Source organism: Serratia sp. HMSC15F11 (genome assembly GCF_001808215.1).
Taxonomy (GTDB): Bacteria; Pseudomonadota; Gammaproteobacteria; order Enterobacterales; family Enterobacteriaceae; genus Serratia; species Serratia nevei.
On the sequence record NZ_KV792465.1, the window covers coordinates 130,197 to 142,622 of the forward strand.

9 protein-coding genes, 1 pseudogene and 1 CRISPR repeat array are annotated in these 12,426 nt (G+C 55.5%); of the genes and pseudogenes, 6 read left to right on the forward strand and 4 right to left on the reverse strand.

The genetic code is table 11. From position 1 onward, the window contains the following. On the reverse strand, positions 1–225 hold a 225-nt coding region (locus tag HMPREF3138_RS26845; protein WP_210394223.1), incomplete at its 3' end, for a hypothetical protein. A gap of 64 nt (positions 226–289) precedes the next feature. Here HMPREF3138_RS26845 and cas1f point away from each other — a divergent pair. From cas1f to cas6f, 6 genes are read left to right on the forward strand one after another with little or no spacing between them, the layout of a single operon-like run. After that, positions 290–1,270: a type I-F CRISPR-associated endonuclease Cas1f gene (gene cas1f / locus HMPREF3138_RS14110; RefSeq protein WP_038879101.1), complete on the forward strand. Its 981-nt coding sequence runs from the start codon at positions 290–292 to the stop codon at positions 1,268–1,270. Beyond that, positions 1,267–4,545, forward strand: a complete 3,279-nt coding sequence (gene cas3f, locus HMPREF3138_RS14115) for a type I-F CRISPR-associated helicase Cas3f (protein ID WP_038879099.1) — start codon at positions 1,267–1,269, stop codon at positions 4,543–4,545. The genes cas1f and cas3f overlap by 4 nt, the downstream gene beginning before the upstream one ends. Before the next feature lie 29 nt (positions 4,546–4,574). Next, the gene (csy1, locus tag HMPREF3138_RS14120; protein ID WP_038879097.1) at positions 4,575–5,912 is read left to right on the forward strand and encodes a type I-F CRISPR-associated protein Csy1; all 1,338 of its coding nucleotides are present in this window, start codon (positions 4,575–4,577) and stop codon (positions 5,910–5,912) included. Then, positions 5,909–6,874, forward strand: coding sequence for a type I-F CRISPR-associated protein Csy2 (gene csy2 / locus HMPREF3138_RS14125; RefSeq protein WP_038879095.1), 966 nt, complete (start codon positions 5,909–5,911; stop codon positions 6,872–6,874). The genes csy1 and csy2 overlap by 4 nt, the downstream gene beginning before the upstream one ends. A 12-nt stretch (positions 6,875–6,886) precedes the next feature. Further along, positions 6,887–7,879 carry a type I-F CRISPR-associated protein Csy3 gene (csy3, locus tag HMPREF3138_RS14130; RefSeq protein WP_038879093.1) on the forward strand — a complete coding sequence of 331 codons (993 nt, stop codon included), beginning with the start codon at positions 6,887–6,889 and terminating at the stop codon, positions 7,877–7,879. A gap of 9 nt (positions 7,880–7,888) precedes the next feature. Continuing rightward, the gene (cas6f, locus tag HMPREF3138_RS14135; RefSeq protein ID WP_038879090.1) at positions 7,889–8,443 is read left to right on the forward strand and encodes a type I-F CRISPR-associated endoribonuclease Cas6/Csy4; all 555 of its coding nucleotides are present in this window, start codon (positions 7,889–7,891) and stop codon (positions 8,441–8,443) included. Positions 8,444–8,573: 130 nt separating this feature from the next. Further along, a CRISPR array of direct repeats spans positions 8,574–9,681; the repeat unit is 28 nt; unit sequence GTTCACTGCCGTATAGGCAGCTTAGAAA. A 28-nt stretch (positions 9,682–9,709) separates the two neighbouring features. On the opposite strand, the gene HMPREF3138_RS14140 is transcribed toward cas6f, so the two are convergent. From HMPREF3138_RS14140 to HMPREF3138_RS27160, 3 genes and pseudogenes are all read right to left on the reverse strand, one after another. Further along, positions 9,710–10,003 carry a GIY-YIG nuclease family protein gene (locus tag HMPREF3138_RS14140; protein ID WP_139145154.1) on the reverse strand — a complete coding sequence of 98 codons (294 nt, stop codon included), beginning with the start codon at positions 10,001–10,003 and terminating at the stop codon, positions 9,710–9,712. 86 nt (positions 10,004–10,089) lie between these two features. Continuing rightward, positions 10,090–11,406 (reverse strand): putrescine-ornithine antiporter, encoded by a 1,317-nt coding sequence (potE, locus tag HMPREF3138_RS14145; protein WP_028127578.1) that lies wholly within the window; start codon positions 11,404–11,406, stop codon positions 10,090–10,092. A 62-nt stretch (positions 11,407–11,468) separates the two neighbouring features. Then, positions 11,469–12,426 (reverse strand): annotated as a pseudogene (locus tag HMPREF3138_RS27160) (ornithine decarboxylase); the annotation flags it as partial.

The following is a 12,426-nucleotide window of genomic DNA, read 5'->3' on the forward strand; positions in this document are numbered from 1 at the left end:
CGTGCACTGCCGTACAGGCAGCTTAGAAAATGGGAATGATGCCAAAATTTGCCAGTCCGGCGTGCACTGCCGTACAGGCAGAATATAGGAAAAAGTAATATGTATTTGATACATTCCGGCAGTGATCAATAAGTGGATGATTTTATTTTTCTGATTGATGAATATTGACTCGGTTGCAACGGATTTCCCTGGAAAAACGTGGTAGAACGGTGGTGTCGCCTGCATTGACATTCATCGCTTGTTATTTATTTTAATTGTAATTATTTCATTATGGATAAGAAATATAACAATGAAAAATACCCTTTCCCCCTCTGAATTAAAAACAATACTGCACTCGAAACGAGCAAACTTGTATTACCTGCAATATTGCCGAGTTTTAGTGAATGGCGGCCGCGTCGAATATGTCACGGACGAAGGAAAGCAGTCTCTTTACTGGAACATCCCTATTGCCAACACTACCGCCATCATGTTGGGAACCGGAACCTCGGTCACGCAGGCTGCAATGCGTGAGTTTGCTCGCGCCGGCGTTTTAGTCGGATTCTGTGGTGGCGGTGGGACACCCCTATTTGCTGCTAACGAAGTGGAAGTCGCCGTCTCGTGGCTGACGCCTCAGAGCGAGTATCGTCCTACGGAATACCTTCAGAACTGGGTCAGTTTTTGGTTCGACGAGGCAAAAAGGCTGGCAGCCGCCCGAATTTTTCAACAGGTGCGTATCGAGCAAATTAAACGGCATTGGCTGGGTGCACGAATGCAGCGCGAAGACGGGTTTGTATTGCATGAAGAGCGGTTACTGGCGTTGGTTGAACGCTATCAGTCAAAGCTCAGCGAGAGTACAACGCACAATGAATTGATGTTGCAAGAAGCCGTAATGACCAAAGCGTTGTATAAGTTGGCGGCGGAAGCGGTCAGTTACGGCGATTTCATTCGCGCCAAGCGCGGCGGTGGTAGCGATCTGGCTAACCGTTTTCTCGATCACGGTAACTACCTGGCTTATGGGCTGGCGGCGACGGCAACCTGGGTGACCGGTTTGCCCCACGGTTTAGCCGTTTTGCATGGCAAAACGCGGCGCGGTGGGTTAGTTTTCGACGTGGCGGACTTGATAAAAGATGCATTGATTTTGCCCCAAGCCTTCATCGCGGCGATGGCGGGGGAAGAGGAGCAAGACTTTAGGCAACGCTGCCTGAATGGTTTTCAGCGTGCTGACGCATTGGATCTGATGATCGATACCCTACAAGAAACCGCCTTACGTTTAGGGGCGGGCGCTTCATGAATGTTCTGCTGATCTCGCAATGCAATAAGTTCGCGCTCACTCAAACACGTAAAATTCTCGATCAGTTCGCAGAACGAAAGGGCGATCGCACTTGGCAAACAGCTATCACTTTGCAGGGGTTGGACACGTTGCGGCGCGCTTTGCGTAAGACGGCGCGCCGAAATACTGCGGTTGCCTGCCACTGGATCCGGGGAGCTAATCAGACGGAGCTGCTATGGGTGGTAGGCAATCCGCGCAGGTTTAACGCCCAAGGAACCGTGCCGACCAACAGCACCGCCCGTGATGTTTTGAAAAGCCAGGATGAGAACCACTGGCACAGCGCTGAGGCGATTGCCTTGATGGCGGGGATAGCCGGGCTGTTTCATGACTTTGGCAAAGCGAACGCGTTGTTTCAGGCGGGGTTGATACAAGCAGGGGCGAAACGGTTTCAGCCGTATCGCCACGAATGGGTTTCTCTGCGCCTGTTTCAGGCCTTTGTCGGTCAGCGGCAAGATAAGCAGTGGTTGGCCGCGTTAGCTGAAATCACCGCAGAGGATGAACCGGTTCTATTACAGCGCTTGTATCGGGATAGGCAAGGGATGTCTGAAAGCCCGTTCAAAACCTTACCGCCTTTGGCGCAGGCGATTGGCTGGCTGATAGTGGCTCACCATCGATTACCGGCATATCCCCGGTCAGATGATACCGAACGCTACCGTGATACCCCAGACTTTGCTTGCAGCGCCAGTTGGTTGGAAAATCAGCTTAACGCATGCTGGAACTCGACGAATCAGGATCACAGTGACTGGGAACCGGAGGATTTCGCTCAGGTATGGCAGTTCCCACAAGGCACACCGCTGCAAAGTGCCTTATGGTGCGCGAAAGCGCAAAAGCTGGCCCAGCGCGCGCAGCAACTTGGCTCATTGGTTCAATTCGGCAATTTGGGGCAACAGTTTGCCGTTCATTTGGCGCGTTTGACGCTGATGTTGGCGGATCACGTCTATTCCGCTGGGCCGGCGGTAACTGATTGGCAGGCGCCTGGGTATGCGGCATGGGCGAATACCGATCGTCAGACCGGCCAGCGTAAACAGCAGCTGGACGAGCATAATATTGGCGTAGGGCAAGGGGCATTGCTTTTAGGGCGTTTGCTGCCGCATGTGCGCAAAACGCTGCCCGCCATCACTCGCCACAAAGGCTTCAAACGCCGCTCTGCGCACGAAAGGTATCGCTGGCAGGACAAAGCCTACGACGTCGCGGCCGCACTGCGGCAGCGTTCGGTTAAACAAGGTTTCTTCGGTGTGAATATGGCATCGACCGGCTGCGGAAAAACGTTTGCCAACGCTCGCATTATGTATGCGCTGGCGGACGAACAGGAGGGATGCCGTTTCAGCATTGCGCTTGGCCTGCGTACATTGACGTTGCAAACCGGGGATGCGTTACGTGACCGGCTGCATTTACAAGACGACGATCTCGCCGTGATGATCGGTTCCATGGCCGTTCAACAACTGCATAAGCATAAGCTCCCTGTTGCCGATGTCGGTAGCGTTTCGGCGGAGGCGTTATTTGCCGAACATCAGTATGTCCGTTACGAAGGCTCGCTGGATGATGGGCGCCTGAGCCGCTGGCTGGCCCAGGATAGTCGCTTACATAAGTTGATCAGTGCCCCGGTTCTGGTAAGCACCATCGATTATCTGATCCCTGCGACGGAAGGGGTACGCGGTGGGCGGCAAATCGCCCCGATGTTGCGCCTGCTCACTGCCGATCTGGTGTTGGATGAGCCGGATGACTTTGATATCACTGACTTGCCGGCCCTCTGCCGTTTAGTTAACTGGGCTGGAATGCTCGGCACCCGCGTGTTGCTTTCGTCCGCGACGCTCCCCCCTGCGCTGGTACAGGCGCTGTTTAACGCCTATTGCACCGGCCGACGTGAGTATCAACGATCCTGTGCCGAACCAGGAACACCGCTGAACGTTTGCTGCGCTTGGTTCGATGAGCATGGCGCTGTCAGTGCAGAGATCGATAAAGCGTCGATGTTCTTGGATGAGCACACCCGCTTTGTCACGCAGCGTATCGACAAGCTGGAACAGCTTACACCTTTGCGTCAGGCGGAATTGTTGCCCGTTGTGGTTGCCGGGCGGCAAAAAGAGACGGTGTTGGAGGGGGTTGCTGCCTGTTTGCACTCTGCGATTATTCAACAGCACCAGCATCACTGCCAGCAGCATACAAGCGGTAAGACCGTCTCCATCGGCCTGATTCGCATGGCGAATATCGATCCGCTCGTGGCGGTAGCACAGTGCTTGATGCAACTCGCTCCACCAGCCGGTTACCGCATTCATTATTGTGTTTACCACAGCCAGCATCCTTTGGCGATGCGCTCGCATATCGAACGGCGGCTGGATGCCACGCTGACGCGCCACCAACCGGAAACCTTATGGGAGGTTGAGGAGATCAAGCGGGCCGTCGCATGTGATGATGAATCGAATCATCTTTTTGTCGTACTGGCTTCACCGGTCGCGGAAGTTGGGCGTGATTGGGATCTGGATTGGGCAATCGCTGAACCCAGCTCCATGCGCTCGCTTATCCAATTGGCGGGGCGTATTCAGCGACACCGTCAGCAGCCGCCGGTAACGCCTAATCTGTTAATTCTCAATAAAAATATCAAAGCGCTGCGCGAAAGAAACAGTGAGCAGTTGGCGTATTGCCGGCCGGGGTTCGAATCCCGACATTTCCGGTTAGCCAGCCACGATCTGCAGACGTTGTTGCTCCCTCAGCAGTACCAATTCCCCAGCGCTATCCCACGAATTCGCGAACGGCAAGGCGCCGGCAAGGGGCCCCTGTTCGAGAATTTGGTCGATCTGGAGCATCGCCGGTTGTGGGAAGCGTTACTGGGTACGCAGAAAACCGCAGAAAGCGCCGCTCTGTGGTGGCGTTATCCCCTGAGCTGGAATGCTGAAATGCAACGGCGCTACCCATTCCGTCAGTCTGCCCAAGAAACACAGTATTACCTCTCTCTGGAGGAAGACGAAGAAAGCATGGTGTTTGTGAATCGCGACGCAGGCCCCAGCGGCAGTAAACAGAGCGGTGATTTTGACTATCCGGGCCTGGCTTTGGCTGATGGCAACAGCCTTTGGATGGATAACGATTATCCGCAGCTATACCGCCGCCTGGCGGATACGCTGGGGATGGAGTTTGCGCAGATCAGCGAGAGGTTTGGCGAAATCAATTTACGCAAACCGGGCGAGGACGAGGCCGATACGTGGCGTTTCCATCCGGCGCTTGGGGTGTTCCGCGCATTTTGAATCATAGATTTGATAATTAAGGAGCTCATATGCCACAACAAGGACTGGCTTCTTTTATCGTGACCTACATCGAAGGACGACGGCAACCCAAGCTCGAAGCCTTCGATAAGGACGCGCAAAAGAAGCTGGCAGCAGCAACGGAGGCCGAACAGGGTGTGTTGCAACAGCAATTGGCGCAGGAACGGCGCGATCTGGAGCAGCGTTATGAGGTGCGGGCCTGGTTAACGGACGCCGCCGCGCGCGCCGGGCAAATCAGTCTGGTTACCCATGCCGCCAAATACACCCACAGCGATGCCAAAGGCAGCAGCGTATACGGCCAGGGGGAAGGCGATGAGCGTTACCTGTCAACGGCGGCGTTGCCAAAACCTGCGGTTGATGCGGTTGGCAATGCCGCCGCGTTGGATGTCGCAAAACTGCTGCAAACCGAGCATCAAGGCGATTCTCTGCTTGCCAGCTTGCAGCGACAGGATCATTCGGCGCTAGCCGAGCTGGCTGAAACTCCTCAGCAGCTTGAGCTGTGGGTCAGTGGTTTCAGCCAGGCGTTGATTAACAAACAGCCCAGCTCGCATAAGCTGGCTAAGCAGATCTATTTCCCGGTGGGGGACGGTTATCATTTGCTGAGCCCGCTGTTTTCTTCCTCCCTCGCCCAGTCATTGCACGATCGTTTGCTGCACGTGCGTTTCAGCGACGAAACCAAAGAGGCCAATCAGGCGCGCAGAGCGGGGCAGTGGCATCCTCAGCAGCTGACTTATTTCCCGCAGACGGCGGTGATGAATATGGGCGGCACCAAACCGCAGAATATTTCCTACCTTAACAGTGCGCGTGGCGGGCGAGTGTGGCTACTGCCATGTACGCCGCCAGAATGGCAAAGTCCGGATAAGCCGCCGTATGGCTGCCAGTCTATTTTTGAGCGGCGCGGGCCGTTCAGCTATTTGGTGCGTGGCATGGTGGCGCAGTTGAGACATTTCTTGCTTGGAGTGCAGGAGCGAGATAACACCGTAGAGATCCGCCGCCGCCGTCAGGCTTCTATCGATCAGATTATCGGCATGCTGTTTAACGTTGCTGCAGATATTCAACGTGAGGAATGGTGCGGCTGGAGCCGTAACGAGGGCTGCGAGCTAAAACTGGCGCAACAGCTGTGGCTCGATCCCTATCGGGCTAAAGATGACGAATGGTTTTGTGCTGAGCGAGAAAAAGATGAATGGCAGGCTGAAATTGCCGATGACTTCGCCGTGTGGCTGAATCGTCAGTTGAGTGTTGAACCGATGAATATGGGAATGGTGGAGCGCCGTGAATGGCGTACTGAGCCGCTGTTCCGCCAGCGGTTAAGAGAGCTGGAAGACGCGCTGGCGGAGGATCTCAAATGAGCCATGTGATCGTATTGCGTCATCTTCAGGTAGAGAATGCCAACGCGGTAGCGGGGCTGACTTACGGTTTTCCTGCCATCAGCCACTTCCTCGGCTATGTGCACGCGCTGTCGCGCAAGTTACAGGCCAGTCACGGCTTAACGCTGGGCGGTTGTGGTGTGATATGCCATCGGCGCCAAATTCATGCTCATTCATCAGGGCGTGACTACCAGTTCGCGTTGACGCGCAATCCATTGACCAAAGAAGCTAAAACCGCCGCCTTCAATGAAGAAGGGCGCATGCACATGACGGTCTCGCTGGTGATTGAATGCGCCGGTGAAATTGCCAACGGCGATATTGGCTTGGATCAGTTGCAAGAACACCTTTACCGCTTATGCCAAACGCAAAAACTGGCCGGTGGCAGCATTACGCGGCTGCGTGGCGTGAGCGTGCGCGGCTATCCGCAGCAGCCTGAAGACGTGCGGCGTTTAGTGTGCCGGCTGTTGCCCGGCTTTGCCTTGTTGGACCGTTCAGAGCTGTTGCAACAACATTTCACGGCGCTAAAACAGCATCGGCCGCAAGCGGAAATGCTGGATGCCTGGCTCGACTTCGCCGCATTGAAAATGCAGGCGGTGCCCACTCATCAGGAGAAAACGCCCGAAGTGGGAGACAAGGCTGAGTGGGAACACGTAGGTAAACCTCAACCCGGCTATTTAGTGCCGCTGATGACGGGTTATCAGCGTATTTCTCCTCTCTACCCGGCGGGTGAAGTGCTAAATGCGCGCGATGCGTCAACGCCGTTCTGTTTCGCTGAAGCCGTTTACGGCGTGGGTGAATGGTGCGGTCTGCACCGTATTCACGATTTATCCGCGCTGTTCTGGCGCTATCAAACAACCGATAACGGCTATTACTGCCGTACCCCGTCTGCAGTGATTCCGCAGGATGACGAATCCGCTGACTCAATTCATCTCGACGACTTTTAAAGGATTATTGCAATGGCTAAATCAACGATTAAAACCGCTTCGGTGTTGGCATTTGAACGCAAATTGGCAAACTCGGACGCCATCATGTTGGCGGGTGAGTGGGGCACCGAGAGTTGGCAACCTATCGTCATTAAAGAAAAGGCGGTGCGTGGGACTATCTCTAATCGCCTGAAAAACGCGATTACCAGCGATCCCGCCAAGCTTGATGCTGAAATTCAGAAGCCAAACCTGCAAACGGTTGATGTTGCGGCGCTGCCGCAAGATGCCGATACCCTAAAAGTGGCGTTCACGCTGCGTGTGTTGGGCAATCTGGCGGTGCCGTCGGTTTGTAACGATCAGGACTATCAAAATGCGCTGCAGGCGGTGATCGAGGGCTATATCGCCGAGCATGGTTTTGGTACTTTAGCCGCGCGTTATGCCGAGAACCTGGCGAATGGGCGCTTCTTGTGGCGTAACCGCGTGGGGGCTGAAAAAATCGCCGTGCGAGTGACCGGCAGTAAAACCTGGGAATTCAACGCGCATGACTACAGCCTGCGCGAATTTAGCCAACCGAAAGGGGCGCTAGGCGAGCTGGCGGCGGAAATTGAACGTGGCCTGGTGGGAGAAAGTTTTGCCCTGTTCAATGTCGAGGCGTTTGTACGCTTGGGGAATGGGCAGGAAATTTTCCCTTCTCAGGAGCTGGTATTAGACAGCAACAGTAAGAAAAGTAAGTTGCTGTACCAGGTAGATGGCGTTGCCGCGATGCACTCGCAGAAAGTCGGTAACGCTTTGCGCACTATCGATACCTGGCATTCTCAGGCCGATTCTCTTGGCGCGATCGCCGTAGAACCTTATGGGTCGGTGACCAGCCGTGGCATCGCCTGCCGTCAGCCAAAGGAAAAGATGGATTTTTATACGCTACTCGATCGCTGGGTAATTAAAGAAGAGAAACCGTCGGTTGAACAGCAGCATTACGTGATGGCGGTGCTGATCCGCGGCGGCGTATTTGGCGAAAAAGGCGAATAAGGGGATACCATGGATCATTATCAGGACGTCCGCGTATTGCCCGATCCTGAGTTCAGCGAACCCACTCTGCTGTCGGCATTGTTCGCCAAGTTGCATCGGGCGCTGGCTGCCTATGGCAAAGGCGATATCGGTATCAGCTTTCCGCAGATGCAACGTACGCCAGGCGCCATTTTGCGGCTGCATGGCAGCCACGAAGCGCTGACGGCGCTGGGGGGATTCGACTGGATGAAAGGGTTACGGGACTATACCGACCTATCGCTCATCCAGGCTGTGCCTGCTGAGACGGCGTTTCGTACCGTCAGCAGAGTTCAGGTAAAGAGTAGCGTTGAGCGTATACGCCGCCGAGCCGTCAGTAAAGGTTGGCTGACTGAAGAACAGGCACGGGAAAGAATACCGATGGCGAACGAGCAGCGAACCTTATTGCCTTTTATTGCCTTGAAGAGTCTCTCCACCGGGCAACACTTCCGCTTGTTCCTGAAACAGGGTCAATTACAGGAAAGGCCAACGCCGGGCGTTTTTAGTTTTTATGGGTTGAGTGCCTCCGCTACGGTACCTTGGTTTTAACCCTCTTTTTTCGTTCAGAGGTAACACATTGATTTTGTTGCCTCTGAACGGTATCTGAAAAATTAGGGTTAAACCGAGGGATTTGACTGTTGTTCTTTAATAATCAGTTTGTTAGAGGCTATTTTGCTCAGTTCACTGCCGTATAGGCAGCTTAGAAAATACAGTCGGAGATCAACCCGGCGGCGAACGGGTTCACTGCCGTATAGGCAGCTTAGAAAATAACTGACGCTTAGCGGGTCAGTCTTCCACCGTTCACTGCCGTATAGGCAGCTTAGAAATCAGTGTTGCCGGTGCCGCTTGCTGCCGCCAGGTTCACTGCCGTATAGGCAGCTTAGAAATGATGGCTCAAGCAATGAGCATAAAGGTTGGCGTTCACTGCCGTATAGGCAGCTTAGAAAATGATCGGCCCGCTGCCCAAGCGCATGCGCGCGTTCACTGCCGTATAGGCAGCTTAGAAAATAGCGCAGTCCTTCACGCGATTAGCGTATGCGTTCACTGCCGTATAGGCAGCTTAGAAAGTATGCACTGTGGACTCCAGGTCATCGAGGCTGTTCACTGCCGTATAGGCAGCTTAGAAAAGAAAGGCATTCCGCCCTGGAAGATTCACCACGTTCACTGCCGTATAGGCAGCTTAGAAAATTCGGACGCGCTGCTGAGCGCCCAGGCGAGAGTTCACTGCCGTATAGGCAGCTTAGAAAAATAGGTTGGCTCGTAAAAGTGAATCGTGTCCGTTCACTGCCGTATAGGCAGCTTAGAAACGGGTGCGTGGGCGCCCATCATTAGCTAAAACGTTCACTGCCGTATAGGCAGCTTAGAAATGGCACCGATTGGCAGGATATTACCGGCACGTGTTCACTGCCGTATAGGCAGCTTAGAAAACGAGCATGGATAGTCGGGTGCGCGTGTTCGTGTTCACTGCCGTATAGGCAGCTTAGAGAGCCCCGCCAGCGCCAGCAGTGCCGGATGACTAGTTCACTGCCGTATAGGCAGCTTAGAAATGGCTAATGACCCAACTTACAGCACGGCAAGCGTTCACTGCCGTATAGGCAGCTTAGAAAAGGGAAATCCAGGCCGATGAGGAAACGCGCACGTTCACTGCCGTATAGGCAGCTTAGAAAACGGAGGTGGCCGGCAGCTTGATGGAGAAGATGTTCACTGCCGTATAGGCAGCTTAGAAATTCGGCGGCCGGCCGCGAGCGTCTAGCCATCAGTTCACTGCTGTACAAGCAGTTTGAAATAGAAGGGATAAAACTTTACCGACACCTGTTAACCAGGAAGCAAATACTCCAACGACAGCGGCGGGGGACTCACCAGCCGCTCTTTTTGTATTTTGCTCAGCTGTTTGACGCGGTATTCCAGCTTCAGCGCCGTTGAGCGATCCCCCACCTGGCAGTGAAACGCCAGCGTCAATTCCCCTTTGCCGCGCAGCGCCTTGGCGCCTTTGCCGGCCTGATGCTGCGCCAGGCGGCGCGCCACGTCGGTGGTGATGCCGGTATACAGCATGCCGCTCGGTAAACGCAGCATGTAGAGGTGCCAGAGAGTGGGGAAAGTGTCGGTCATCGTACGCCGTTTCGGTGGCCAGGGTCGGCGTATGATGGCATGTTCGCCATCACAATCCCATCCCCGGCCGCCGGTGCCCTACCGCTTTACCCCTTTTTACCCGCCAGCTCGAAGCGCGGCGAGACGATGCCGTACAGCGTCCAGCCGAGGAAGGTGGCGATGGCGCCCCACATCATCGCTTCTTCACCGGAGCTGTAGAGCGCGTAGAAGCTGTACAGCGCGCCGATGCCGGCGATGATATTGGCGATGCGCGCCTTGTTGTCCGGCACCTTCGCCACTTTCTGAATGATGACCAGCGCCGCCATCGACAGGATGTAAGGGATGATGTTGGTCACCACCGCCAGGTTCACCAGCACGTTGAACTGCTTGTTCAGCGATGGGCTGATGGTCATCAGCGACAGGCCGCTCTGGATGACGACGATGGTCAGCATGCCTTTAACCGGCGCGTCGGCCTTGCTCAGCTTGGAGAAGATTTTCGGGAAGAAGCCGCTGTCGGCGGAGGATTTGAACACCTGAGCGATGGTGAACTGCCAGCCGAGCAGCGAGCCGACGCAGGACATGACCATCAACGCCATGATGATCTTGCCGACCGTCGGGTTGAACATGTGGGAGAACGCCAGCCCGAACGGGGCGGTGGAGTTGGCCAGATCCATGTTCGGCACGATGCCGGCGATCACGTTGGTCGAAACGATATAGATCACCGCCGCGCTGAGGGTGCCGCCCAGTACGGCGATCGGCACGTTGCGCTCCGGGTTTTCCACCACGTCGGTGTTGGCGCAGGCGGATTCCAGCCCCAGGAACGCCCACAGGGTCATCGAGATCGAGGCGCCGATGGCTTCAAAGGTCGGCACCTGATGCGGGTTCCAGGCGGCGACGTAGGCGCTGCCGCTGAACCAGTACCAGCCGATGACCGAGATGCCCACCACCGGAATGATCACGCCCCAGACGGTGATGCCGCTGATTTTGCCGGTGATGCGCGCACCGCCGAAGTTGGCGACGGTTGCCAGCCACAGCACGCCGATGGTGGCGATACAGATCCCGAGCGGGCTGAGCGTAGCGCCAAACAGCTCGGTGCCGTAGCCGACGGCGGAAATGGCGATGGCGATGTTGGCGATCAGCAGCGAAACGCCGTAGGTGTAGTTCGCCATAAAGTTGCCTGATTTGCCGAAGGCGTATTCGGCGTAGCCGCCCATGCCGCCGGATTTACGGCTGAACATGCCGCATTTGGCGAAGGCGTAGGCCAGCGCCATCGAGCCGACGGCGGTCACCAGCCAGGAAACGATCGAAATCGTGCCCACTTCGGCCAGCTTGGTCGGCAGCATAATTATGCCGGAACCCATCATATTCACGGCGGTCAGGATCGTTAATTGTACGACCCCCATTTTATTATTGGACTTACTCATGATCATTTTCTCTTTTAGGATGCGATCCGGGCGGCGGGAATCATCGCCGCCCCGTAAGGTGTTTAATTTTTCATGACGTAGCCGTAAGCGCGGTTCCAGCCGTCCTCATCCTGTTGGATATAAACGCCCTGCAATTCCGGCGCGAATCCCGGCAATAAGTTGATGCCTTCTTCCAATGCCAGGAAATAACGCTGCGCGGCGCCGCCCCAAATTTCACCGGGCACGACGCACAGCACGCCCGGCGGGTAAGGCAGGGCGCCTTCGGCGGCGATGCGGCCCTCGGCTTTAGCCAGCGAGACTAATTCCACATTGCCGCGCACGAACTCGGTATTGGCGTCCTGCGGATTCATCACCACGCGCGGGAAATAACTTTTACGGAACATCTCTTTTTGCAGCTCTTTAACGTCGTAGCTGACGTAAAGGTCGTGCATTTCCTGGCACAGCTGGCGGATGGTGTAGTTTTTGTAGCGCTGCTGATGGTTTTTATAGACCGCAGGCAGCACCTCGCTGAGCAGAGAGTTCTGCTCGATGTGCTTCTCGAAGCGGGCGATCAGGGCCACCAGATGTTGCATCTTGGCGATGTCTTCCGCCGGCGTCAGCAGGAACAGGATCGAGTTGAGATCGCATTTTTCCGGCACGATGCCGTTTTCACGCAGGTAGTTGGCCAGAATGGTCGCCGGGATGCCGAATTCGCTGTAGCTGCCGGTGGCGGTATCGATGCCCGGCGTAGTGAGCAGCAGTTTGCACGGATCGACGAAGTACTGCGATTCGGCATAGCCCTCAAAGGCGTGCCATTTTTCGCCGGGCACGAAGTTGAAGAAGCGCAGATCGTTGGCCATCGCCGCGGTGTCATAGGCTTGCCACGGCTTGCCGTCGATCTGATCCGGCACGAACGGTTTGATCATCGTGCAGGTATCCAGCAGCATTTTGCGCGCTTCGATCCCCACGCGCACGCACTCCTGCCACAGGCGCTGGCCGCTTTTGCCCTCGTGCATCTTGGCGTTGACGTCCAGCGCGGCG